The sequence below is a fragment of the Pseudomonas sp. 05N433 genome (assembly GCF_056396925.1).
The window spans coordinates 48,522-72,089 of record NZ_JBFTML010000048.1 but is presented as its reverse complement, the minus strand read 5'-3'; the positions used below and the strand labels follow the sequence as shown (position 1 = coordinate 72,089).

The following is a 23,568-nucleotide window of genomic DNA, read 5'->3' as shown; positions in this document are numbered from 1 at the left end:
CCAACGGCCAGGCGACATTGTGAACGCTATTGCTTACTTCGACGATTATGGCCCCGAGAACGGCGCAACACGTATCGTTCCCGGCAGCCATCGCCCTGACCAGGAAGCGCCGCCATACGACTTCAATGACGAGTCCCGGTCCGTGCAGCTTTCAGGCTCCGCGGGTGACATCCTGGTGTTTGATGCCGATTTAGTGCATGCGGGCAGTCTGAACTCGATCGGCGCACGCCGACGCTCCATCCTGATCAGCTATTTTTCGGAGCCTTTATACGCGTCACACCTGGAAACGGTGAGCCTGCGCAGTATCCGGATGGACACAACCGATCGGTTCGACCCTTCGGACTTTACCTGCTCAAGCCATCAAAAATAGCGGACCGAAAACCAACAAGGAGTGCCTGCTATCAATGGCAGCCCCCACCACACCCGTCCAACTGACAATCGGACGGGTGTGGTGGCCTTGATGGATTCTCCAGGGGGGATCCACCCCTACAGCTGGGACTTTTTTTGTGTCCGCCACTTTCCTGGGGGCATATTGAATTTACTGGAGAACATTCGGGTGAAATGGGCTTGATCAGCAAACCCGCACTCCAACCCCACTTGAGAAATAGAAAAATCAGTTTGCTCAAGGAATTCTTTCGCTCGGGTTAATCTTGCAAGCTGAAGCCAATCACGTGGGGAGTGGCCCGTAGCATTCTTGAAAGCTCGGGAAAAATGACTTCGTGACAAGGAACACTCCTTGGCTACGGCCGAAACCTGAATGCCGCAATCAAGGTTTTCCATCATGACTTCTTTTGCTTTTCGCTCCTGCCAATAACTCAGTCTGCCCGGCCCGTTATTGGTCGCTATGAGTCGCAGATTGGCGCATGCCATCGTCATGATCGGCTCAGCGCCAAGCCCGGCGGCACCGATTGCGATGGATACCCGTTTRTCGCCTCCCTGGCTGGACTTGAAGACTTCTACAACGTCCACGTCGTTCATTGTGACCTCTCAATGTTGGAGACGAGGTCTATTGTGGCCAGCATCATTTTGGCGAAAGCGCTTGATCGGGCCGTCCATGCGCCCGTTTGGGCCAGATCGTTAGCGGGGTTTGCGTAGCCCGCTTGGGGTTAGGCCCAGGTGGCGCTTGAACAGTCGAGCAAGGTATGAGGGGGAGTCCAGGCCTACCGCGAGGCTGACTTCGAGGATCGATAGTGAAGTGCATGAAACAAGCCGGGCGGCCGTTTCCACTCGGGTGCGGTTGGTGAAATCCAGCAGGGTTTCGCCCGTAATGTCTTTGAAGATACGAGTAAGGTGACGCCGTGACAGGTGGAACTCATGCCCAATCGACTCAATATCCAAATCTGTTTCCAGATTCTCCCGAATATAGCGCTGTATGTCGCGAACCAGCGTCGCCTGCTGCTGATGTTCACTCGGCTGCGGCTGAGTCTGCTGACAAGCGATAACCCGCGCGCACTCCTCGAAGAGCAGATGATTGAGATGGGGTAATTGGCGCTGAAAGGCCTCCGCAGATGCACTGCCTTGCAGTTGGTCGTACAGGCGCAGGATACTTTCCAGCGTCTCTGTTCCTTGCCAGATCCCCGATCGATTTACCTGTTTGGCGAAACCGCTGTAACCGTTCATCTGTCCTTGATGTTTGATGTAAGAGGGATCGACATACAAGGTCATATGTTTCTCCCGCCCCGGAGCCGCTTGGGTTGCGTGTGCAAAGTCTGCCGGCACAAAGGAAAACAACCGGGGCGAAACGTGAGAAGTCTGGCTGCTTTCGGTCGACAGGAATAGCCCACCCTGGCGTGGTAACAGCAGCATATGACAGTCATGGGCGTGCCAATCCACGGCGTAGCCACTGGTGTCGCTAGTCTCCAAGTGAAACACTTCGGGCGACTGACCACTGAGCTTGGACGACATGTAGGCCATAAAATAGACCCCTTAATACAAGTGCACCGCTGCAATAGCCTCGTCGGGGCGGTTCTGAGCGGCGGATGGGGACCATCGGTAACAATAGATGCGTCATCATACATACCTTCCCAACGCCGCACGACCAGACCAAAGCGTCCCTCCCCCCCCTTGACTTGCGCCCGACCCACGCGCACTGCCGATCGCTGTGGATGACCCGGATCATCTCTCCATCAGGCAATACGCTCGAATAGTCAAAACATGGGTAACAGCCATTGGACTTGATCCGACGATGCAATTTTTTGAGGTATGCATTCCCTTCAGGAATGCTCCACATAAAATTAATGAATTTTTATTATTGCTGTGTCTGGCGTAGCTTGATTTCAGGACATGGAGAACCGCCTTGAAATCATCCCCTCTCAACTCAGAAAAATTTGATACCTCACGAGCCAATGAGTACGGACGACAGAGCCGTATTGCGCTAGCAGGATATGACGCCTGCCAAGACTTGGCGGCGTGCATGCTGGCGGCAAGCCTGGGCACTGCACGTTCGGCAAAAATACTTGTAGTTGGCGCTGGCGGTACGGCGCAGGAAATTGTTGCTATGGCCAAGCTTGAGCCGGGTTGGCGCTTCACGGCCGTTGATCCGTCCGAGCCGATGTTGGAGGCTGCAAAGCAGCAATTAGAGGCAAACAACTTGCTTGAAAGAACGGCCATGCATCTTGGGCATGTTGAAGACCTGGCAGCAGACGAGTCATACGACGCAGCGACCTTGATCGGGGTACTCCATCATCTCGATGGAGATGAAACCAAGCGACAAATTTTACGATCCATTCGGGCTCATCTAAAACCGGGGGCGCCGTTGATTGTCGCGGGGAATCAATACGCTTATGCCAGCCAGCCGCTACTGCTTGCGGCTTGGGGGCAGCGGTGGCGGCAGCATGGAGCCAGCCCGGATGAAGTGAAGGTCAAGCTTGGGAAAATCCTTCAAGGTGCTGATCCTCCACATTCCGAGGCGGCGGTTCAAAAACTCTTGCATGACGCCGGATTTGGAGACGCTACCCGTTTCTTCAGCAGCCTTTTCTGGGGGGCGTGGTTGACGTGCAAAGTGGTCTGAACATGATTGAAAGTATTAGATATACGTCGACCGTAACAGACCAATGGCGGGAAATCTATAATCACCAACGTCCACACCAAGCTCCGGATTTTAACGTTCCTGCCTCCCGGTACCGGCAAAGTGAGCTGTGCTATCAGGAAGTACCGGCGGAACTGGAGTACGGCGATGATGACGAAGTGCGAACAGTGCAAGCCAACGGGGAGCTCAACTGGTGAGGGTAGGAGCTCAAGCTGGGCCCGGGCGTTTACCGGTGAGCGTGTGGGCTTGCGCAGGACCTTGGAGGACGGCAAGCACGATGTCTACTGGGTAGGCATCGCGTTGCACAAATTGAGATGAACGCCCGATCCGTAATATCAGGTAAACGGCTTCGTTAACTGTCCACTATGTCTCCGAACATGTGTCCACCATGTCCCCCGGTCCAAACAGAACGCCCCGCAGGAAACGCCCTGCGCTTTCACAGAAGAGCGTTCAAGCGCAAGGGCACTGTCCTTCGGGGCATCACTCAATTTCGATGCAACAGGGTATTGGGCGCAACGCCAAATGCTTTGCGAAACGCATGGCTGAAATGGGAGAAGTCAGAAAACCCAAAGTCCAGCGCCGCCTGGGACACACTGCGCACCTGACCGCGCTCGATCGCTTCACGGCTGGCATTCAGGCGCTCTTTCCAAATTTCTGCCACGGGGGTCTTCTGGTAGCGGGCGAAGGCTCGGGTGACGGTGCGGGTGGACACATTGTGGGCCTGCGCGATGACTTCAATCGACAAGTCCGGCTCGGTCAAGTGCCGTTGAATGTACTTCATGATGCGGCCGTAGAGATCCAGCTCATCGTGACTGATCTTCAAGTCCTGGAGTTCCAGGCTGATGACAAGGAGGTCGAGCAAAGCGCTGGAGTAACGGTTCGAGATGGCCTCATCCTGCAACGATGCCGGCGCACTCGCGGCCTGACGCAACATTTCACGCAATGGAATGACTCCCGGACGCCGCTCGTCGAGAACCATCGCGGTGTAATCGGCGATACGTGGCAGGCGTTCGACGAGCAAGGCTCGCGGAATGCGCACCAGGTGGTTTTCAGTGCCACCGAAGCTGAATCGAAACGCCTGAGTTGCGTCATAAAGAAACAAATTGCCCGCCGCCAGGTTGGCTTTTCTGCCGCCTTGTTCAATCTGGCCGTGGCCATTTCGAGAGAACCCCAACCATAAATCTTCGGAAGGACCACTGCGCAGATGCTGCTCGGAGCGTTCCCAGTAATGCAGGGGTGCAGACAGCGAACAAATGTCCAGATCACCCACGGTATTGACTGCAAGCGAGCCATCAAAACTGCTCTGGGACAAAGGTTTGCTATCGGCCGCCAGGCAATGGCGGCAGACCACTTCCTTCCAATAATCAAAGCGGCGCGGGGCCGCGACAGCGAGGGTCGAATATTGAGTGCTTGGGTTCATGCCACGGACCTCAGTACAACCTTGCAGTAAGAGCGCGAGAAGTTCTAACGGCTTTATCGCAGCAATTAACAGGCCAAGCGCATTCATGCCGATCCTGAAGGGCTCTGCGAAGTGACTGCCATCGAGGTTTTCGCCCGGCCAACGTGACGCGAGAACACCTCAAAATCCCCACTTAGAGGCAGAGTGCCTGACGTATTCGGCGTGGGTGCACCAATGCCGATCATGGCCGCGCCGCGTGTGTCGGCGTTGTCTTTTACAACCAAACGGTTGTCCTGACGAACAAAGCGGCCTATCGCCGTCCAGCCTAATTTTCACCTCACAGCAGCTCATCCTCCTGCTGATGAGGCCTCCCATGGACCGACAATATTCAAAACAATTGCCTGACTCATCCTGGCTTCTGCACATGCGCGATCTCGTGCCTGAGGAGTCGGCTTACTGGTTGATTGAATGGGGAGCCATGAAGCTGCTGCATCGACGGCAGGTCGCCAAGCGCACCCCGCCGCCGAAGCGTGAATCCAAACCGCTTGCCTGAAAAAAAAACGAGGAGCTCAAGATGGAATCTGCAATCGACAAACATCTCAAATGCCCACGCACCCTGTCCCGCCGCGTGCCCGATGAGTATCAGCCGCCGTTTCCGATGTGGGTGGCACGCGCTGACGAGCAACTGCAACAAGTAGTGATGGGGTACTTCGGCGTGCAGTATCAAGGCGATGCACAGCGCGAGGCCGCGTTGCAGGCGATGCGTCATATCGTCGGCAGTTTCAGCCTGGCCAATGGCCCGCAGAACCACGACTTGACCCACCACACCGACAACAGCGGCTTCGACAATCTGATTGTCGTCGGGTATTGGAAAGACCCGGCGGCCCACTGTCGCTGGTTGCGTTCACCGGAGGTGAATGACTGGTGGGCTTCGTCGGATCGGCTGAGTGATGGCCTTGGCTATTTCCGTGAAATCAGCGCCCCGCGCGCCGAGCAGTTTGAGACCCTGTACGCCTTCCAGGACAACCTGCCCGGCGTCGGCGCGGTAATGGATACGACCAGTGGTGAAATCGAAGAACACGGCTACTGGGGCTCGATGCGCGACCGCTTCCCGATCTCCCAGACAGACTGGATGATGCCCACCAGCGAGCTGCAAGTGGTCGCGGGTGATCCCGCCAAGGGTGGCCGGGTGGTGATCATGGGGCATGACAACCTCGCCTTGATTCGCTCAGGCCAGGACTGGGCGGACGCCRAGGCTGAAGAACGTTCACTGTACCTCGACGAGATCCTGCCGACCCTGCAGGACGGCATGGACTTCCTGCGTGACAACGGCCAACCCCTGGGCTGCTACAGCAACCGCTTCGTGCGCAATATCGACCTGGACGGCAACTTCCTCGACGTGAGCTACAACATCGGTCACTGGCGCTCGATCGAGAAGCTCGAACGCTGGGCGGAATCCCACCCCACCCATCTGCGAATTTTCGTGACCTTCTTCCGTGTCGCGGCGGGCCTGAAGAAATTGCGGCTGTACCACGAAGTGTCGGTGTCGGACGCCAAGAGCCAGGTGTTCGAGTACATCAACTGTCACCCGCAGACCGGAATGCTGCGCGACGCGCAATCGCCTGCATCCTGAATCTGGTCGGCGTCTAACCCCCCCCCAATTTCTGCCGTTTTGCCGCCCTGCCCGGGTGGCACGGCCTTGCCGTGCAAGGAATAAAAGATGAATAAGATCCGTCTGCTGACACTCTCCACGCTGTTGCCCGTACTCCACGCGAACGCTGGCGAGGTGGCCCCTGGCGATTACGAGCAATACCCGGTCGGCGCTACCATCGGCGCGATTTACTACCAGCACTCCACCACAGACTCGGCCTACGCCAATGGCCATAAGGCCAGCTCGGACTTCAGGTTGAGCTCGGACGTCGGCATCCTGCGTCTGCTCCATGTGTACGCGCTGAGTGAAACGGTCACCATCGACCCGCAATTCCTCCTGCCCTTCGGGCACGTTTCCACTGGCGGCGATGCCTCGACACTCGGCAGTACCCGGGGCGTCGGCGACTTGATCCTCACCGCGCCGGTCAAGTGGCGGCTCAATGAAGCCCGCGACACCCTCAGTATCGCCCCCTATGTGTATGTCCCTTCCGGTACCTACGACAAGAACGACGCGCTCAACCTCGGTGAGAACCGCTGGAAATTCGAGCTGCAGAGCGCCTACGTCAAGCACTTCACGGAGAAGTGGGCAATGGACCTGGTCGGCGGTGCAACCTGGTATGGCGATAACACCGATTACGGCGCCAATGGCGACCGCCTCAAGCAGGACGTGTCCTACGCTGCCCAGGTGATGGGCCGTTACATGCCAGACCCCACCACGGCATTCGGCGTCGGCTTCGGGCGTACCTGGGGCGGTGAAACCAGCGTCGCGCGTGTCAACCAGGACGACGAAATGGGCACCACCAACTTCCGCCTGACAGCCACCAAATTCGTCACCCCCCAGGACCAGCTCCAGCTGCAGCTGGGCAAGGACCTTTCAGTGGATAACGGCGCCAAAGAGGACTTCCGCATGAACCTGCGTTACGCGCACGTGTTCTAGCCAACCGTCCAGCAGACAGCCGCCGGACACCCTTCCTGCGCCTGGCGCAAGGATGTCCGGCTCAACCAAGTCGGTGTCTTTTTCAACCAAGCCACCGCGCAGAGGCACGGATTATCTTGAACCCCAGGCCACCACGATAAGGACAGCCCCACCATGGCAATCGTTCGTCCCACCCTTGAACACTTACTGGACATCGCGAACGGCCTGCACATGCAGCTCAGCCGTGAACAAGCCAGTGAATACCTGGCCCTGATGCAGTCGAGCTTCGACGCCTACGACCTGATCGACGAGCTGCCCGATTGCGTGCCGCCCGTCCGTTACGAGCGCAGTTCCGGCTACCGCCCTTCGGCGGCCCACAACCCCTTGAACGCCTGGTATTACCGCACCGAAGTCAACGGCGCACCGCAAGGCAAGCTGGCGGGCAAAACCGTCGCGCTCAAGGACAATATCGCCCTGGCCGGCGTCCCCATGATGAACGGTGCCGCGCCACTCGAAGGTTTCGTCCCGTCGTTCGATGCCACCGTGGTCACGCGCTTACTGGATGCGGGGGCGACCATTCTCGGCAAGGCCACGTGCGAGCACTACTGCCTGTCCGGTGGCAGTCACACCTCTGACCCCGCACCGGTACATAACCCCTATCGTCAGGGTTTCGCCTCCGGTGGTTCCTCTTCCGGCAGCGCGGCACTGGTGGCCGCCGGCGAAGTGGATCTCGCGGTCGGCGGCGATCAGGGCGGCTCCATTCGGATTCCTTCGGCATTCTGCGGTACTTACGGGATGAAGCCGACCCACGGCCTGGTGCCCTACACCGGGATCATGGCGATCGAAGCGACCATCGACCATGCCGGGCCCATCACGGCCAACGTGCGCGACAACGCGTTGATGCTGGAAGTCATGGCCGGCGCCGACGGCCTCGACCCACGCCAGGCCGCGCCCCGGGTCGACACCTACAGCGATTACCTGGACCGTGGCGTGCAAGGGCTCAGGATCGGCATCCTGCAGGAAGGTTTCCAGCTGGCCAACCAGGACCCGCGCGTAACTGCATCGGTGCGTAACGCCATCGCCCAGTTGGAGCGGCTCGGCGCGCATGTCGAGGAAGTCTCCGTGCCGGAGCACAAGATCGCCGGCTCGCTGTGGCTCCCCATCGGCTGTGAAGGCCTGACAATGCAGATGATGCACGGCAATGGCGCCGGTTTTAACTGGAAAGGCCTGTACGACCTCACGTTGCTGGACAAGCAAGCCGGGTGGCGCGAGCAGGCGGATCAGCTGTCCGCGTCTCTCAAGCTGTGCATGTTTGTCGGTGAATACGGCATCAAGCACTACAACGGCCGTTTCTACGCCAAGGCGCAGAATCTCACACGCATGGCCCGGGCCGGTTACGACGCGGCGCTGGCGCGCTACGACCTGCTGGTGATGCCGACCGTGCCGATCATCGCCCAGCCTCATCCGGAACCCGGTTGCTCGATCACGGAATACGTGGCCCGGGCGCTGGAAATGATCGGCAACGCCTCAGCCCAGGACATCACCGGCCATCCGGCCATGTCGATTCCCTGCGGGCTGGTGGACGGCCTGCCGGTCGGGCTCATGCTGGTGGGCAAGCACTATGCCGAAGGCACGATTTACCAGGCGGCCGCAGCGTTCGAAGCGTCCGTTGACTGGAAAAACAATTAACCGGTCGGTCCCCGCGCAGCGCACAAAAACAAACACCCCAGGCGCTGCTTAAACGCTCAACGATGAGGAGTTAACTGATGAACACCGATGAAAAAACCACCTCGACCCCAGGCGAGCGAGCCCGCGCCCTATTCCAGGTGCTCAAGCAAAAGGAGCTGATTCCCGACGGCTATATCGAACAGCTGACCCAACTCATGGCCCACGACTGGAGCCCGGAGAATGGCGCTCGAGTGGTGGCCAAGGCCTGGGTCGACCCGCAGTTTCGTGAACTGCTGCTCAAGGACGGTACCGCTGCCTGCGCGCAATTCGGCTATACCGGCCCACAAGGTGAATACATCGTCGCCCTGGAAGACACTTCCACGCTGAAAAACGTGATCGTCTGCAGCCTGTGCTCCTGCACCAACTGGCCCGTCCTCGGCCTGCCGCCGGAGTGGTACAAGGGCTTCGAATTCCGTGCCCGCCTGGTCCGCGAAGGGCGCACCGTTCTGCGGGAACTGGGCACCGAGCTGCCAGAGGGAGCCACCATCAAAGTGTGGGACACCAGTGCCGAAAGCCGCTATCTGGTGCTGCCGGTACGACCCGAGGGCAGTGAGGGCATGGATGAAGAGGCCCTTCGGGCCCTGATCACCAAGGACGTCCTGATCGGCGTGGCGCTGCCGCAGGTAGCGTAGCCAGGGCGCTGGGTTTCTTTCACTTTTCAGAGGTATTCACAATGGATGGCTTTCACGATCTCGGCGGTTTTCAAGGCTTTGGCAAAGTCCAGCACACCATCAATAGCCTGAGCTACAAACAGGTGTTCAAGCAGGACTGGGAACACCTGGCCTACAGCTTGATGTTCATCGGCGTCGATCACCTGAAAAAATTCAGCGTCGACGAAGTGCGCCACGCCGTCGAACGCCTGGATGTTCGCCAACATGTCGGCACGCAATACTACGAGCGCTACATCATCGCCACCGCGACCCTGCTGGTAGAAACAGGCGTGATTACCCAGGCAGAACTTGATGAGGCCCTAGGCTCTCACTTCAAGCTGGCGAACCCCGCCCACGCGGGCGGTCGCCAGGCGATCACCGGTCGGCCCCCCTTCGAGGTGGGCGATCGGGTGGTCGTTCGCGACGAATATGTGGCCGGGCATATCCGCATGCCGGCCTACGTACGCGGCAAGGAAGGCGTGATCCTGCACCGCACGTCAGAACAGTGGCCCTTCCCGGATGCCATCGGCCATGGCGATGTGAGCGCGGCGCATCAGCCGACCTACCACGTCGAATTTCGTGTGAAAGACCTTTGGGGCGACGCGGCGGACGATGGTTTCGTGGTGGTCGATCTTTTTGAAAGCTACCTCGACAAGGCGCCCAGCGCAAAAGCGGTGAACGCATGATTGACGGCGCCCAGGCGGGCCGACTGCCGGTGACGGTCCTTTCGGGCTTCCTCGGCGCCGGCAAAACCACCCTGCTGAACCATATCCTGCGCAATCGCGAAGGCCTGAGAGTCGCGGTCATCGTCAACGATATGAGCGAAGTCAACATCGATGCCGAAGCGGTGCAGCGCGACGTGTCGCTGCACCGTGGTCGCGATGAGTTAATCGAGATGAGCAACGGCTGTATTTGCTGCACACTGCGCGCCGATTTGCTGGAGCAGATCAGTGATCTGGCACGTCAGCAGCGTTTCGACTACCTGCTCATTGAATCCACCGGGATCTCCGAGCCGATGCCGGTGGCGGAGACGTTCGCCTYCCTTGACACCGAAGGCTTCAGCCTCAGCGAACTGGCACGCCTGGACACCTTGGTGACGGTGGTCGATGGCAGCCAGTTTCAGGCGCTGCTCGAGTCGCCGGATACCGTGGCCCGTGCGGATGCCATGGAAGACGCGCCGGAGCGCCATCTGGCCGACCTTCTGATCGAGCAGGTGGAGTACGCCAACATTATTCTCGTCAACAAACTGGACCTGATCGATGACGCCGGTTACCAGGCACTGCACGCCATTCTCGCCGGCCTGAACCCCGGCGCGCGGATCCTGCCGATGACCCACGGTCAAGTCGCGCTGTCGAGCATCCTCGGCACCCATCTGTTTGATTTACCCAGCCTTGCCGCGTCGCCGGGCTGGATGAGGAAAATGGAGGCGACCGACGCGCCAGCCTCCGAAGCGGACACCTACGGTGTGACATCCTGGGTCTACCGTGAGCGGACACCCTTTCACCCACAGCGCTTGCTCGACTTTCTCCAGCGGCCCTGGCGCAACGGACGGCTGTTGCGCAGCAAAGGCTATTTCTGGCTCGCCAGCCGGCACCTGGAAACCGGCATGCTGGTGCAGAGCGGCGGGCAGTTCCAGTGGGACTATGTCGGCCACTGGTGGAACTTTATCGATCCGTCGCAATGGCCACGGGATGAATACCGGCTCCAGAGCATCATGGCCAAGTGGGACAACGTGGTCGGTGATTGTCGCCAGGAATTGGTGTTCATCGGCCAGGGCCTCGACACCGAGGTTTTACAGCGCGAGCTTGACCACTGCCTGCTCAGTACCCGGGAAATCGCCGCCGGCCCACTGGCCTGGCAAGCCCTGCCGGGGGCGACAGTGTTTGATTCGCAGTCGTTGTCGGTACGTCCCCCGCAGCCCCTGGCGACTGACATCACTTCACTCAGGTAGAGGTGCTCCATGTTTTTTTCAGCCGGACAACCCACTGGGTATTGGCTCCGCTCGCCGACAGACTGGACCAGCCTGACCAGGCGAGCACGCCGTTGTCGTCGAACAACCCGTTGTTGCGACGCATCCTGACCAGCGTCGAGCAATTGCTGCAAGAGCGTCGGATGCAGAAAGACGAGGTGCGCGCACTGAGCCTGGAAGTCGCCGAACTGAACGAGCGCCTGGCCTGCCGCGACAGGCTGTTGCGCCAATGGGAGGCTCGCCAACAGCTTATCGCTCAAGGCGCCTTGTCCTGGATCTTTCCATCGGTTTGACACAGCCAATTGCCGTCGGCGTCAACGCGCTGCTGGGCGGCCCGCGCCATTACCTCGCCGACTTCTATAGCCCGATTGGGCGTCCGTCGAAACGGCAGGCGTCGATTCAAGGCTACCTCCTCAACCCTAACAACCGCGCCGCATTCCCATAAAGCAACTTATCCAGCACCTGATCCTTGAACCCCAGCGCCTGAAAATCCTCGATCGACTGGCGGATCGGCCGGAACGGGTAGGACGAGCCAAACAACAGTTGGTCGCCCAGAAAGCCATTGGCTGCTGCGACAAAGGCCTCGCTGCCCGGCAGGAACAGGTACATGTCTGGCACGGCGAAGATGTTTTCATAGCGAAAAGCTACGCCCAGCAGTTGCGCCACGTTCGGCCAGTAGCCGTGGTAACAGACTATTTTCAGTTCGGGAAACGCTCGTGCCACCGCTGCCAGGCGGCCAGGGTCGTTGAAGGCCGGATCCGGCGTGGTCGGTCCGCTCATCAGGAACAGCGCAATGCCACGGCGCGACAAGTGTTCGTAGAGGGGAAAGTACAGCGGGTCATCCGGATGCCGTGCCGGCGCGGCGAAACCCGGCTCCAGGCCGATACCGACCAGACCGAGTTGATCAATCACCCGGTCGATTTCGGCAATAGCGCCATCGATACCCTGAAGCGTCGGGTCAACCCCGGCGATACCCAGCAGCTCCTGATGGGGATGGGTGATTTCGTGGATGAAATCATTCGGCAGGTGTTGCCCAGGGGTGTGTCGCCCCACCACCACCGCCTGGCTCAAACCGGCTTCTCGGACTTCGGCAATAAAGCCCTCTGGCGTCAGCGAGCGGGCAAAATGCTCGTCGCTGCCGCGAGCTCCGACGCGGCGATTCAGCCAGCGCGCGGTGGCGTAGCCCGCCGAGCCCGGGTTGGCGCCAAAGAAATCGTGCAGATAGGCCGGCCGGCAGCGCATGTCGATCACTTTCATACCGCGGTTTCCTCTTGTTTGGTCTTGGCTCGCACATCGAAGGCTCCGCCCGTGAGCACCTCATTGACGGTCACCGCCTGTTTACCGGGCAACGACGGGAACACCAGTTCGGCGAAGCGGTAGGCCTCTTCCAGGTGCGGATAACCTGAGAGCACGAAGCTGTCGACGCCGAGGTCGACGTATTCCTGCAGCCGGGCGGCGACGGTCTGAGGGTCACCGACCAAGGCAGTACCGGCACCGCCGCGCACCAGGCCGACACCGGCCCACAGGTTGGGACTGACTTCCAGCTGATCGCGACAGCCACCGTGCAGCGCAGCCATGCGGCGCTGGCCTTCGGAGTCCATGGTCGCGTAGTTGGCCTGGGCCTGGGCGATGGTCTCGTCGTCCAGGTACTGAATCAGCTCGTTGGCAGCGGCCCAGGCTTGCTCGTTGGTTTCACGCACGATCACGTGCAGACGTACGCCAAAACGCACTGTGCGGCCGTGCTTCGCGGCGCGGGCACGTACATCGCCGATCTTCTCGGCCACCGCGGCCGGTGGCTCGCCCCAGGTCAGGTAGGTGTCCACGTGTTTGGCGGCCAGCTCGTGGGCGGCCGGCGAAGAGCCACCGAAGTACAGCGGCGGATAGGGCTTCTGCACCGGCGGGAAGAAATTCTGCGCCCGCTTCACATGGATGTGCTTGCCCTCGAAGTCGACCGTTTCACCCTGCAATACCCGACGCCAGACGGTGAGGAACTCATCGGCGGCCTCATAGCGCTCATCGTGCTTGAGGTACACGCCCTCGGCGGCCAACTCGGCCGCATCGCCACCGGGGACCACGTTGAGCAGCAGGCGCCCACCCAGGGCCTGGTCGAGGCTGGCAGCCTGGCGTGCCGTTACGGTCGGGCTGCTGATTGACGTGCGCAAGGCCACCAACAATTTAATCCGGCTGGTCACTGGTACCAGGCTGGCAGCGGTGACCCAGGGATCAAGACAACTGCTGCCGGTGGGAATCAACAGGCCGTCGTAGCCAAGGCTTTCCGCAGCCACAGCAATCTGCCGCATGTACTGGTTGGTGGCCGGGCGGCCGGACTCGGACTTACCCAGGTAGCGGGTGTCACCGGAGGTGGGGAGAAACCAGAAAATATCCAAATTCATGGTACGGGCCTCAGGGAGTGATACAGGGCTGGATCACAAGGCGCACGGCACATCGGCCGGCAGATATAGGAAGCGAGCACTCTGTGGCGCCCTGATCAGCACTGTTGCTGGAGAGTCAGGTGCCTGAGCAAGAGCCATACCAGAAGCCCTGAAACCCTGCGTTGCGGGCTGCAGGCAGCGTGCACAACCACCTGAGCGGCGACGGTGGAAGGTGAATGCCATGCGCTTTGGTCCACCCACTGTTGCCCACCCAACAGTGATGTTGAACCGCTATTGTCTGAGCAACACTTGGCCGATTCGAGAGGCATTACCCACTGATTTCGGCCGGCTAAAGCCAGCCAAAAGCTGCTCGCCTGGCGCTGACAGCCCGACAAAGCCTTAAGCTAATAACCAAAAAGTATTTATTAGATGTTTTTTAGATCACTTACATTCAATTCATGGATGCCACAGTGTTGCCCGACAAACAGCAGCGCCATTGCTGCTCACGCAACAGTCGCTCAACAGTTAGCTGCCCAGACAACAGCAGTCGAGACCAAGCAACAGACTAACTTATTGTTTTTCATAGCTCTTTTAACCATGGAACAACTCTTGCTCTGATGGCTGCACATCCCGCAACTCGAACAGGAACAGACCCCATGAGCACTCCACTTAAAGTCGTCGCCGTTTCCGGTGGAACCTATCGTCCGTCGCGCACCCTGGTACTGGTCCAAGCCATCGTTGCTGAGCTGAGCCAGTACCTGCCAATCGAAAGCCGCATCATCGAGCTGGGTGACATTGTCCGCCCGCTGGGCAGCGCCATATCCCGTCGGGAGCTGCCGGAAACTGTTGAGTACGAGTTGAATGCGATTGAGTCGGCGGATCTGCTGGTGGTGGCTGCACCGGTCTACCGTGGTGCCTACCCGGGCCAGTTCAAGCACCTGTTCGACCTGATTGGCCAGGACGCATTGATCGATACCCCGGTGTTGCTGGCCGCCACCGGTGGCAGCGACCGGCATGCGCTGGTAATCGATCACCAGTTGCGCCCGCTGTTCAGCTTCTTCCAGTCGGTGACCCTACCCCTGGGCGTGTATGCCTCGGAGGCCGATTTCACGAATTACCAGATCAGCAGCGAAGCGCTGAAAACACGCATCCGCCTGGCAGTCGAACGGGCCGCACCGCTGTTCACCGCCAATGCCGCCGACCTGCGGAAAACAGCCTGAGGAACAGCCTGTGACCGCTATCCATACGTCCAAACTTGAAACCCCGCTGCAGATCGCTCGGACGCTCGCCGCCGAGTTTTCCCGAACCGCCGCCGAACGCGACCATCTGGGCGGCACGCCGAAAGCCGAGCGCGACGAGTTGCGCCGTAGCGGTCTGCTGGCGATGAAAATTGACCAGCAATACGGTGGCCTTGGCGCCAGCTGGAGCGACACCCTGGAAGTGGTGCGCGAATTCGCCAGGATCGACAGCTCGATCGCCCACGTGTTCGGCTTCCAGCACTTGATGCTGGCCACGGTGCGGCTGTTTTCCCGGCCCGAACAGTGGCAGCCCTGGTTCGAACAGACCGCGCGCAACAACTGGTTCTGGGGTAATGCCCTTAACCCGCTGGACACCCGCACCCTGTCGAAAAAGTTTGCCGGCTATCGCGAGTTTTCCGGGCGCAAGAGTTTCTGCTCCGGCTCCGCCGATTCGGAAATGCTGATTGCCTCGGCGCTGGATGAATCCACCAGCGGCAAGCTGTTGATCGCCGCCATTCCCAGCCACCGCACCGGCATCACCTTGCACGGCGACTGGGACAACATCGGCCAACGGCAGACCGACAGCGGCAGCGCCACCTTCGAACGGGTGCGCGTGGAAGAGAATGAGCTGCTGCTCGATCCCGGCCCGCTGAGCACGCCCTTTGCCTGCCTGCGCCCGCTGATCGCCCAACTGACCTTCGTCAATATCTTCCTCGGCATTGCCGAGGGCGCGTTCGAAGAGGCCCGCGATTACACCCTCAAGGAAACGCGCCCCTGGTTCAAGGCCAACGTCAGCCAGGCCAATCAGGACCCCTATGTCCTGCGCCATTACGGCGAATTCTGGGTCGGGCTGGAAAGCGTGCGCCTGCTCACTGAACGAGCCAACGCCCTGCTCGACCAAGCCTGGAGCAAGGAGCACCAGCTCGCCGCCGAGGAACGTGGCCAACTGGCCCTGGCCATTGCCACCGCCAAGGTCGCCGCCACCCGCACCGGCCTGGACCTGACCAGCAGCCTGTTTGAAGTGACCGGCGCCCGCGCCACCCATGCCGCGCTGCGCCTTGATCGTCACTGGCGCAACCTGCGCACCCAGACCCTGCACGACCCCGTGGACTACAAGCTCCATGAACTGGGTGACTGGGCGCTCAACACGGCGCTGCCCACTCCGTCCTTTTACTCATAGGCCCGACCATGCAACTAYTCACGCTGCCGCCCTCACCAGCCTTGGCCACCTCGATACGCGCCACCGCGCAAGTCTTCGAAGACCCGAAATCACAGGCGCTGCTGGCGCACCTGCAACAGGTTGCGCCCAGTGATGCCAGCGTGTTGATCATCGGCGAAACCGGGACCGGCAAGGAGCTGGTGGCCCGTCACCTGCACAACCTCAGCGCTCGTCGCAACAAACCGTTTATCGCGGTCAACTGCGGCGCGTTTTCCGAAAGTTTGGTGGAGGCCGAACTGTTCGGCCACGAAAAAGGCGCCTTCACCGGCGCCCTGAGCGCCAAAGCCGGCTGGTTCGAGGAAGCCAACGGCGGCACGCTGTTCCTCGACGAAATCGGCGACTTGCCGATGCCAATCCAGGTCAAGTTGCTGCGGGTGCTGCAGGAGCGTGAAGTGGTTCGCCTGGGTTCACGCAAAAGCATCCCAATCGATGTACGGGTGCTGGCTGCGACCAACGTGCAGCTGGAAAAAGCCATCAACGCCGGGCACTTTCGCGAAGACCTCTATTACCGGCTAAACGTGGTCAGCCTGGAACTCAGCCCGCTGCGCGAGCGACCGGGCGACATCCTGCCGCTGATCCGCCACTTCATCGCCGAGTACAGTCGTCGGCTGGGCTATGGCGAAGTGGTGCTGGATACCGAAGCCGAACAGAAGCTGGTGAATTACTCATGGCCGGGCAATATTCGCGAGCTGGAAAACGTCATTCACCACACCTTACTGATCTGCCGTAACAATCTGATCCGCGTCCAGGACTTGCACCTGTCCAACCTGCGTATCGAACGCCTGGAAGCCAGCAATACCGTCCAGGACGACAGTGCCGACGCCCTGTTGCAGCAAGCCTTCAAGAAGCTGTTCGAGGAAGAAAGCGGCGCCCTCCACGAGCGGGTCGAGGAAGCGCTGTTGCGCGCGGCCTATCGCTTCTGCCACTACAACCAGGTGCACACCGCCAGCTTGCTGGGGCTGAGTCGCAACATCACCCGCGCGATGCTGATCAAGGTCGGTGAACTGGTGGTGAACAAACGCCGCCCGGTACAGGACGCCCAGACGGTCAAAGTGGTCAACCTGTCGATCTGACTGGTGGCGGTCAAGCAGCAGCTCCTTTACCCGCTGTCCCGCCCCCCAGGTAGAAGTCCTGAATATCACTGCGCGCGGCCAACTGCCCGGTCGTGCCTTCGCTGACAACCCGGCCGCTTTCCAGCACGTAGCCGTACTGGGCGTAACGCAGGGCCAGGTTGATGTTCTGCTCGGCAATCAGGAAGCTCACGCCGTCGCGCTGATTGAGCTGCTGGATGATCTCGAAGATCTCCTCGACGATCTGCGGTGCCAGGCCCATCGAAGGTTCGTCCAGCAATACCAGCTGCGGCCGGGCCATCAGCGCCCGCCCGAGCGCAACCATCTGCTGTTCACCGCCGGAGGTGTAGCCGGCCAGGCTTTTGCGCCGCAGCTTGAGGCGCGGAAACTGGCTGTAGATACGCTCAAGATCGGCCTTCAGTTGCCCGCGGGACACCTGACGCGCAAAGGCACCCGTCAGCAAGTTTTCTTCCACTGTCAGTTGGGCAAAGCAATGCCGGCCTTCCAGTACCTGCACCAGGCCGCTGGCCACCAGGCTATGGGGCGTGCTACGAGTGACATCCTCGCCTCGATAGAGGATCCGCCCCTGCACTACCTCGCCCCGCTCGGCGCGCACCAGATTGGAGGCGGCCTTCAAGGTGGTGCTCTTGCCGGCACCGTTGGCCCCCAGCAACACCACGATCTGCCCTTGCGGTACCGCCAGCGATACCCCGCACACCGCGAGGATGGCCTGTTCGTACAGGACTTCAATCGCGTCGATCCGCAAGATCGGTACTTGGTTCATACGCCTATCCCCATGCTCTTCAATTAATAAAAGCTTGAAACAAGTGACGTGTGGCGAGTGACTTGCTCCCTCGCCACGGGATGTGTATTGAGCAGACATTGCCTTAACGGAAAAGCATTGGGGACGCCTCCCCGACCCGATTCACATCTCAGCTGTCCTGGCTGCAATCGCGCGGTGTGATGCCTTTTTCCTTGGCGTACTGGTGCGACGAGGCTTCGATGATCGGCCGGAGCAAGGCACGGTCGGCCTGTACCCAGTCACTGATCAGTTTCCACTGGCTGCCATCCCACTGCTGGAAGCGCACGGCACCGCCCCCTTCATGGTCCGAGCACGACAGCTGCAATGGTTGCACCAAGCCCAGTGCACCCAGCTCCTTGAGGCGGGCATCGTCCAGTTTGAGGTGCTCGAAGCCCCAGCGCACCTGCTCGCCGGTGAGCGGTTGCTTGCCGAATTTCTCCTGGGCAATGCGCACCGCTTCGACATTGAGAATGCCGTTCACCACACCGAGGTTGTAATACACGGTGCCGAAGCGTTTCGGATCGGCCAGGTCACCATTGCCCCTGGCCACCACCTGCTGCTGGATGCCTTGCAGGACCGGGAAATCGGTGCCCGTGGGGTGCGTGGTGATCGCGATAAAGCCTTTGGCGGCGGCACCGGCCGGTGCGGCATCGTCCTCGGAGTTACTCCAGATGTTGCCGATGATGTGATCCGCCGGGAAGCCGACTTTCTGCGCGGTTTTCAACGCCACCGGGTTCATCACGCCCCAGCCTCGCAGAATCACCCAGTCGGGTTTTTCCCGGCGAATGTTGAGCCATTGCGACTGCTGTTCGTTACCCGGATGGGGCACTTCCAGCAGGGTCAGCTTGAACCCGTACTTGTCGGCCAGGGTCTGCAACACCTCATTGGTTTCCTTGCCGTAGGGCGAGCCATGATACAGGGTGACTATCTTCTTGCCCTTGAGCTGGTCCAGCCCCCCGGCCTGCTGGCCGATGTAGTTGATGATCGCCGAGACTTCGGAATACGGGTTCAGCTGCAACGGGAAGACATAGGGGAAAACGCTGCCGTCAGTGGAGTCGGTGCGGCCGTGGTTGATGGTGATCAGCGGCAGTTTGTCCGCGGTCGAGCGCTCCAGGGTGGCATAGGCGATTCCCACCGACAGCGGGTTAGTGGCGGCAGCCGGCGCACCATTGAGGCCTTTTTTCAGACGCTCGTAGCACTCCACGCCCTTCTCGACCACGTATTCGGTTTCGCACTCGCTCCAGGTCAGCTTGACGCCGTTGACCCCGCCATTGGCATTGACGTACTTGAGGTAGTCGATAAAACCACCAAAAAACCCGGTACCACCGGCGGCATAAGGACCGACCCGATAGCTCTGCAGCGGGAAGTACTGTTCGTTATCCGCCTGCGCAGTCAATGTGGCAACGCTCAGGCTGACGGCCAGGGCGAGGCTACTGATTAGAGATCGTTTCAACATCGGTATTTTCCTTATCAATGATTCAATCGCACGTTTGCCGCAGGAGGATCGAAGCGCAGTCCATGCCTGCGCCGGTTTGCTCAGAAGCGCAGGGGCCACAACCGAGCGCGCTCGCGGAACTTCTGCCAGAGGCGCGCCAGACCCTCCGGCTCCTTGACCAGGAACACAATGATCAGGGCGCCAAATGCCATCTTCTGCAGGTTTTCTATCTGCCCGGCATCGATCAGCCCGGCCGGCAACAAGGCCACCAGGTTCGACAGCAGCACCGGAAACAGCACGATGAACGCCGCGCCCAGGAAGTTGCCGAGGATGCTGCCCAGGCCACCGATAATGATGATGAACAGGATCTGGAAGGACCGATTCAGATCGAAACCGTGGGGCTCCACAGTGCCCAGGTAAGTGAAGGCCCACAGCGCTCCGGCCACCCCGAGAAAGAAGCCGCTGATGGCAAACGCCAGCAGCTTGGTCTTGAGCAACGCAATGCCCATCACTGCAGCGGCCGTGTCCATGTCACGCACGGCCATCCAGTTGCGTCCCAGTTCACTGCGCACCAGGTTCTTGCCCAGCCAGAACAACGCCACCACCACCCCCAACGTCAGCAGGTAACGGCCCACCGGTGAGTTCAAATCCACCCCGAGTATCTCCAGGCGCGGTGCACTGATCACCCCCGAGGCGCTGTTATTGGAGAACCAGCTGAAGCGGGTCAGCGCCCAGGTCACAAAGAACTGTGCCGCCAGGGTCGACACCAGCAGATAGAAGCCCTTGATCCGCAGGCTCGGCAGGCCGAACAGCACCGCCACCAGCGCTGCCACTCCCCCGCCCAGGGCCATGCTGAGCAATAACGGCGAGCCCGGCACCCGCAGTTCAACGTTGTAAGTGGCAAAGGCGCCCACAGCCATGAAGGCCGCCGAGCCCAGCGACAACTGCCCGGCATAGCCGGTCAGCAGGTTCAGCCCCAGCCCGGCCAGTGATAGCACCAGAAACGGAATCAGAATGGCGCTGAACCAATAGTCGYTACCCAGATACGGCACACCTACAAAGGCCAACAGCAGCAAGGCAACCAAGCCGTAACGGTCCTGCCGCAGGCGAAACACCCGGCGGTCCTGGGCATAGCGAGTACTGAACTGACCAGATTCCTGATAAAACATCACGCCTCTCCTTAAACCCGCTCGATCGCGCGATCACCAAATAGCCCGGCCGGCCGCACCAGCAGGAACAGCAACGCCAGCACATAGGGAAACCAGTTCTCGATACCGCCGCCGATGACGGGGCCCAGGTACACCTCGGCCAGCTTCTCCGAGGCGCCGACGATCAAGCCGCCGACAATCGCCCCACTGATCGAGGTAAAACCGCCGATGATCAGCACCGGCAATGCCTTGAGTACCACCAGCGACAGCGAAAACTGCACCCCCAGCCGCGCGCCCCAGAGCAGGCCGGCCACCAGACCGACAAACCCGGCCACCGCCCACACCAGCACCCACACCCGTTGCAGGCGGATGCCCACGGCCAACGCCGCCAGCGGGTCATCGGCCACGGCACGCAACGACAAACCGATACGGGTCTTGTTGAACAGCAGCGACAGCGCCAACACCAGCAGCGCGGCGGCCACGGCGGCAAAAATGTCGAACTGCGACAACAGCATGCCGCCCAGTTCCAGTGGCTCGTCACTGATGCCCAGTTCCAGGCCATGCACCTGGGCGCCCCACAGCGCCTGGGCGCCCCCTTCGATCACGTAGGACAAGCCGAGGGTGGCCATGAACAAGGTGATTGGCGAGCGGTTGACCAGCGGACGCAATACCACCCGCTCCACCGCCAACGCCAGCAGCACCATCGCCGCCAGGCTAATGACAAACGCCAGCCAGAACGGCACCCCGCGCTCCAAGAGGCTGACAAAGGTCAGCGCCGAAAACAGCACCATCGCCCCCTGGGCGAAGTTGAAGACGCCGGAGGCCTTGTAGATCAGGACAAAACCGATGGCCACCAGGGCGTACATCACCCCGGCCAGCAGCCCACCGATCAACACCTCTAAGAAAAATTCCATGAGCCTTCCTGTTTTGCGGGCAAAGGGTTCCTGGCCACCAGGTGGCTGGCGGCGCTATCGACCAAGGGGTTAGTGGCGCATGCCGAGGTAGGCGGCGATCACCTCGGGGTTTTGTCGCACTTCTTCGGGTGGGCCGTCGCCGATCTTGCGGCCGTAGTCGAGCACCACCACGTGATCGCAAATGCCCATGACCACGCCGATGTCGTGCTCGATCAACACCACCGTAGTGCCCAACTCACGGTTGATATCGACGATGAAGCGGCTCATCTGCTGCTTCTCTTCGGCGTTCATCCCGGCCATCGGTTCGTCCAGCAACAGCAAACGCGGTTCGGCGGCCAGGGCACGGGCGAGTTCCACCCGTTTCTGCAAGCCATAGGGCAGCTTGCCGACAAGGGTGTCGCGCCAGGGCTGGATGTGCAGAAAGTCGATTATCCGCTCGGCGGCCTCACGTTGGCGGTCGTCCTCGCCAGCGGCGCGGCCGATGCGCAGAGCCTGCTCGATCCAGCTGCTGCGACGCTTGAGGGTGCGTCCGGTGAGCACGTTGTCGAGCACACTCATGCCTTTGAACAAGGCGATGTTCTGAAAGGTGCGGGCAATGCCGCGCACCGCCGCATCATGCGGGCTCATGCGCCGGCGCCCTTCTCCGGCAAAGCGGATGCGCCCCTGCTGGGCCTGGTACACGCCGTTGATCACATTCAGCAGTGAGCTTTTACCCGCGCCATTGGGGCCGATCAAGGCGCAAATCTCGCCGGCGGCCACGGCAAAGCTGATGTCGGTCACCGCCTTGACGCCCTTGAACGACAAGCCAATATTTTCCAACACCAGCAGATGTTCAACCTTTGTCGCCTGTGTCTGTGCCATGAGTCATGTCCTTGTCAGGCCGGTTGCGTGCTGTCTTCGATCCAGCCGTTGACCAACGGGGCTGGCCAGCGCGCGGGCCGGTGCCACTGTGCCGGGTCAGGCCAGGTGCGTACTTCAATCGCCAAGGCCTGGAAAAACGCCTGGGTGTGTGGCGCCAGCGCCTCGCCCACAACTAACGGCGCGCGGGTGCGGGAAAAGCCGAGGATGTCGCGCAACGGCCGGCGGATCAGCCAGTACCCCAGATGCCGTTGCAGCGCACCGGGGTGCGCCACCAGCGCCCAGTCCACCAGACGCCGACGCCAGCTGCCTGGCTCCGGCAAGCGGGCCAGGACCTGGGCATGCAGGCGCTCGTAGGTTTCCCGGGTGCCGGCCACCAGCGTCGGGCCCAACTCGCGACGGTCCTGGTCGCGAGTCGCCAGGTTCTCCGGAAAATTCAGTCGAAAGCCGGCAATCAACCAAGGCGCCAGCAAGTAACGCGCTTGACTACCCGCGGCAAACGCTCGCGCCGCCAGGGCTTCTTCCTGCCGCCCCAGCTGCTCGCTGTGCACCAGGCGCCGGCCTTCCTTTAGCAACTCGGCGTGGCTAATGCGCTGCTGCTCGATGCGCTGCCCCGCACCCAAACGGTAGAAGGTAAAAGCTGTGCGCTCGGCTCGGGCCTGGGGTTCCAGCCGGTGATCGCTGCCCAGCAGCAGTTGTGCGAACGCCAGGGTGTCACCGGCCTGACTCACCTCAGCCATGCCGCGGCCGTCGGCGTAAATCAGCAGCCTGGGCGCCAGTCCGGCGGCGCGCAGGCGCTGAATCTCCTCATGGCCTTCGGCGAACACCCATTCACTGTGCAGCTCGCGCAACAGCGGCACCTGTGCAGCCGCAGCCTCCAGCGGATCCAACAGCGCTGCCACCCCGCCCAACCACTGTGCCGCCAGTACAGCAATCAACGCCTCCGGCCGCGGGCGGCTGACAATCACCAAGCTTGCGCCAGGCACAAAACCACGCACCTGCAAGGCCATTGCCAGGTGTTCAACCTCAGCGGCCAGTTGGCACCAGGTTCGCACCTGCCACACCCCCAGGCGCTTATGTCGCAGGGCAATGCCCGTCCCTTGCTGACGTGCCTGCTGTTGCAGCCACTGCGGCAAGGTGTCGGATTGCGCGTTATCAGTGAATGTCGCCAT

General features: G+C 60.6%; 24 protein-coding genes. 13 read left to right on the top strand and 11 right to left on the bottom strand.

Features of this window, described 5'->3' with window-relative positions; all coding sequences use genetic code 11:
- Positions 1-370 (top strand): phytanoyl-CoA dioxygenase family protein (locus AC1DIS_RS22885; protein ID WP_477781095.1); only part of this gene is annotated, 370 nt, incomplete at its 5' end.
- Between the two features lie 116 nt (positions 371-486).
- On the opposite strand, the gene AC1DIS_RS22880 is transcribed toward AC1DIS_RS22885, so the two are convergent.
- On the bottom strand, positions 487-978 hold the full coding sequence (locus AC1DIS_RS22880; RefSeq protein WP_064617675.1) for a helix-turn-helix domain-containing protein: 492 nt from the start codon (positions 976-978) through the stop codon (positions 487-489).
- A gap of 99 nt (positions 979-1,077) precedes the next feature.
- Positions 1,078-1,914, bottom strand: a complete 837-nt coding sequence (locus tag AC1DIS_RS22875) for an AraC family transcriptional regulator (RefSeq protein WP_477743166.1) — start codon at positions 1,912-1,914, stop codon at positions 1,078-1,080.
- Positions 1,915-2,296: 382 nt separating this feature from the next.
- Here AC1DIS_RS22875 and AC1DIS_RS22870 point away from each other — a divergent pair, with 382 nt between their 5' ends.
- Positions 2,297-3,010 carry a class I SAM-dependent methyltransferase gene (locus tag AC1DIS_RS22870; RefSeq protein ID WP_064617671.1) on the top strand — a complete coding sequence of 238 codons (714 nt, stop codon included), beginning with the start codon at positions 2,297-2,299 and terminating at the stop codon, positions 3,008-3,010.
- 502 nt (positions 3,011-3,512) lie between these two features.
- On the opposite strand, the gene AC1DIS_RS22865 is transcribed toward AC1DIS_RS22870, so the two are convergent.
- Positions 3,513-4,448, bottom strand: coding sequence for an AraC-like ligand-binding domain-containing protein (locus tag AC1DIS_RS22865; RefSeq protein WP_018929040.1), 936 nt, complete (start codon positions 4,446-4,448; stop codon positions 3,513-3,515).
- A gap of 352 nt (positions 4,449-4,800) precedes the next feature.
- Here AC1DIS_RS22865 and AC1DIS_RS22860 point away from each other — a divergent pair, with 352 nt between their 5' ends.
- The 8 genes from AC1DIS_RS22860 (at position 4,801) to AC1DIS_RS22825 (ending at position 11,633) form a co-directional block, all read left to right on the top strand.
- Complete coding sequence (locus AC1DIS_RS22860; protein WP_018929039.1) at positions 4,801-4,980, top strand: hypothetical protein; 180 nt, start codon at positions 4,801-4,803, stop codon at positions 4,978-4,980.
- 21 nt (positions 4,981-5,001) lie between these two features.
- Positions 5,002-6,060 (top strand): aliphatic aldoxime dehydratase, encoded by a 1,059-nt coding sequence (oxdA, locus tag AC1DIS_RS22855; protein ID WP_477781094.1) that lies wholly within the window; start codon positions 5,002-5,004, stop codon positions 6,058-6,060.
- A gap of 87 nt (positions 6,061-6,147) precedes the next feature.
- Positions 6,148-7,014 carry a transporter gene (locus tag AC1DIS_RS22850; RefSeq protein ID WP_477743167.1) on the top strand — a complete coding sequence of 289 codons (867 nt, stop codon included), beginning with the start codon at positions 6,148-6,150 and terminating at the stop codon, positions 7,012-7,014.
- A 153-nt stretch (positions 7,015-7,167) separates the two neighbouring features.
- The gene (locus AC1DIS_RS22845; protein ID WP_018929036.1) at positions 7,168-8,682 is read left to right on the top strand and encodes an amidase; all 1,515 of its coding nucleotides are present in this window, start codon (positions 7,168-7,170) and stop codon (positions 8,680-8,682) included.
- A gap of 77 nt (positions 8,683-8,759) precedes the next feature.
- Positions 8,760-9,353: a nitrile hydratase subunit alpha gene (gene nthA / locus AC1DIS_RS22840; RefSeq protein WP_086945566.1), complete on the top strand. Its 594-nt coding sequence runs from the start codon at positions 8,760-8,762 to the stop codon at positions 9,351-9,353.
- Positions 9,354-9,394: 41 nt separating this feature from the next.
- Positions 9,395-10,057 (top strand): nitrile hydratase subunit beta, encoded by a 663-nt coding sequence (nthB, locus tag AC1DIS_RS22835; RefSeq protein ID WP_111453243.1) that lies wholly within the window; start codon positions 9,395-9,397, stop codon positions 10,055-10,057.
- Positions 10,054-11,322, top strand: a complete 1,269-nt coding sequence (locus tag AC1DIS_RS22830) for a GTP-binding protein (protein WP_477781093.1) — start codon at positions 10,054-10,056, stop codon at positions 11,320-11,322. Before nthB ends, AC1DIS_RS22830 begins: the two co-directional genes overlap by 4 nt.
- 92 nt (positions 11,323-11,414) lie before the next feature.
- On the top strand, positions 11,415-11,633 hold the full coding sequence (locus AC1DIS_RS22825; RefSeq protein WP_237229614.1) for a hypothetical protein: 219 nt from the start codon (positions 11,415-11,417) through the stop codon (positions 11,631-11,633).
- Positions 11,634-11,745: 112 nt separating this feature from the next.
- On the opposite strand, the gene AC1DIS_RS22820 is transcribed toward AC1DIS_RS22825, so the two are convergent.
- Positions 11,746-12,597, bottom strand: a complete 852-nt coding sequence (locus AC1DIS_RS22820; RefSeq protein WP_018929031.1) for an amidohydrolase family protein — start codon at positions 12,595-12,597, stop codon at positions 11,746-11,748.
- Positions 12,594-13,733, bottom strand: coding sequence for an FMNH2-dependent alkanesulfonate monooxygenase (ssuD, locus tag AC1DIS_RS22815; RefSeq protein ID WP_018929030.1), 1,140 nt, complete (start codon positions 13,731-13,733; stop codon positions 12,594-12,596). Before ssuD ends, AC1DIS_RS22820 begins: the two co-directional genes overlap by 4 nt.
- Before the next feature lie 635 nt (positions 13,734-14,368).
- Here ssuD and msuE point away from each other — a divergent pair.
- From msuE to AC1DIS_RS22800, 3 genes are read left to right on the top strand one after another with little or no spacing between them, the layout of a single operon-like run.
- The gene (gene msuE / locus AC1DIS_RS22810; protein WP_018929029.1) at positions 14,369-14,932 is read left to right on the top strand and encodes an FMN reductase; all 564 of its coding nucleotides are present in this window, start codon (positions 14,369-14,371) and stop codon (positions 14,930-14,932) included.
- Between the two features lie 10 nt (positions 14,933-14,942).
- Positions 14,943-16,130: an acyl-CoA dehydrogenase family protein gene (locus tag AC1DIS_RS22805; protein WP_018929028.1), complete on the top strand. Its 1,188-nt coding sequence runs from the start codon at positions 14,943-14,945 to the stop codon at positions 16,128-16,130.
- A gap of 8 nt (positions 16,131-16,138) precedes the next feature.
- Positions 16,139-17,242, top strand: a complete 1,104-nt coding sequence (locus AC1DIS_RS22800) for a sigma-54 interaction domain-containing protein (protein WP_477781092.1) — start codon at positions 16,139-16,141, stop codon at positions 17,240-17,242.
- 10 nt (positions 17,243-17,252) lie between these two features.
- Here the strand turns inward: AC1DIS_RS22800 and AC1DIS_RS22795 are convergent, their stop codons facing one another.
- The 6 genes from AC1DIS_RS22795 to AC1DIS_RS22770 all read right to left on the bottom strand — a co-directional run bounded on the left by AC1DIS_RS22795 (position 17,253) and on the right by AC1DIS_RS22770 (position 23,568).
- Entirely contained in the window at positions 17,253-18,023 is a 771-nt protein-coding gene (locus tag AC1DIS_RS22795; protein WP_018929026.1) for an ABC transporter ATP-binding protein, read from the bottom strand.
- Between the two features lie 148 nt (positions 18,024-18,171).
- Positions 18,172-19,497, bottom strand: coding sequence for an ABC transporter substrate-binding protein (locus tag AC1DIS_RS22790; protein ID WP_477743170.1), 1,326 nt, complete (start codon positions 19,495-19,497; stop codon positions 18,172-18,174).
- An 80-nt stretch (positions 19,498-19,577) separates the two neighbouring features.
- Positions 19,578-20,645 carry a branched-chain amino acid ABC transporter permease gene (locus tag AC1DIS_RS22785; RefSeq protein ID WP_477781091.1) on the bottom strand — a complete coding sequence of 356 codons (1,068 nt, stop codon included), beginning with the start codon at positions 20,643-20,645 and terminating at the stop codon, positions 19,578-19,580.
- Positions 20,646-20,656: 11 nt separating this feature from the next.
- Complete coding sequence (locus AC1DIS_RS22780) at positions 20,657-21,538, bottom strand: branched-chain amino acid ABC transporter permease (protein WP_428633328.1); 882 nt, start codon at positions 21,536-21,538, stop codon at positions 20,657-20,659.
- Positions 21,539-21,607: 69 nt separating this feature from the next.
- On the bottom strand, positions 21,608-22,399 hold the full coding sequence (locus AC1DIS_RS22775; RefSeq protein ID WP_086945573.1) for an ABC transporter ATP-binding protein: 792 nt from the start codon (positions 22,397-22,399) through the stop codon (positions 21,608-21,610).
- Between the two features lie 14 nt (positions 22,400-22,413).
- Positions 22,414-23,568, bottom strand: a complete 1,155-nt coding sequence (locus tag AC1DIS_RS22770; protein ID WP_477743172.1) for an AMP-binding protein — start codon at positions 23,566-23,568, stop codon at positions 22,414-22,416.

Coding starts and splice junctions, on each gene's coding strand:
- AC1DIS_RS22875 (WP_477743166.1), bottom strand. CDS start 1,914: ATGGCCTACATGTCGTCCAAGCTCAGTGGTCAGTCGCCCGAAGTGTTT.
- AC1DIS_RS22865 (WP_018929040.1), bottom strand. CDS start 4,448: ATGAACCCAAGCACTCAATATTCGACCCTCGCTGTCGCGGCCCCGCGC.
- AC1DIS_RS22860 (WP_018929039.1), top strand. CDS start 4,801: ATGGACCGACAATATTCAAAACAATTGCCTGACTCATCCTGGCTTCTG.
- AC1DIS_RS22850 (WP_477743167.1), top strand. CDS start 6,148: ATGAATAAGATCCGTCTGCTGACACTCTCCACGCTGTTGCCCGTACTC.
- AC1DIS_RS22845 (WP_018929036.1), top strand. CDS start 7,168: ATGGCAATCGTTCGTCCCACCCTTGAACACTTACTGGACATCGCGAAC.
- nthA (WP_086945566.1), top strand. CDS start 8,760: ATGAACACCGATGAAAAAACCACCTCGACCCCAGGCGAGCGAGCCCGC.
- nthB (WP_111453243.1), top strand. CDS start 9,395: ATGGATGGCTTTCACGATCTCGGCGGTTTTCAAGGCTTTGGCAAAGTC.
- AC1DIS_RS22820 (WP_018929031.1), bottom strand. CDS start 12,597: ATGAAAGTGATCGACATGCGCTGCCGGCCGGCCTATCTGCACGATTTC.
- ssuD (WP_018929030.1), bottom strand. CDS start 13,733: ATGAATTTGGATATTTTCTGGTTTCTCCCCACCTCCGGTGACACCCGC.
- msuE (WP_018929029.1), top strand. CDS start 14,369: ATGAGCACTCCACTTAAAGTCGTCGCCGTTTCCGGTGGAACCTATCGT.
- AC1DIS_RS22795 (WP_018929026.1), bottom strand. CDS start 18,023: ATGAACCAAGTACCGATCTTGCGGATCGACGCGATTGAAGTCCTGTAC.
- AC1DIS_RS22790 (WP_477743170.1), bottom strand. CDS start 19,497: ATGTTGAAACGATCTCTAATCAGTAGCCTCGCCCTGGCCGTCAGCCTG.
- AC1DIS_RS22780 (WP_428633328.1), bottom strand. CDS start 21,538: ATGGAATTTTTCTTAGAGGTGTTGATCGGTGGGCTGCTGGCCGGGGTG.
- AC1DIS_RS22775 (WP_086945573.1), bottom strand. CDS start 22,399: ATGGCACAGACACAGGCGACAAAGGTTGAACATCTGCTGGTGTTGGAA.
- AC1DIS_RS22770 (WP_477743172.1), bottom strand. CDS start 23,568: ATGGCGACATTCACTGATAACGCGCAATCCGACACCTTGCCGCAGTGG.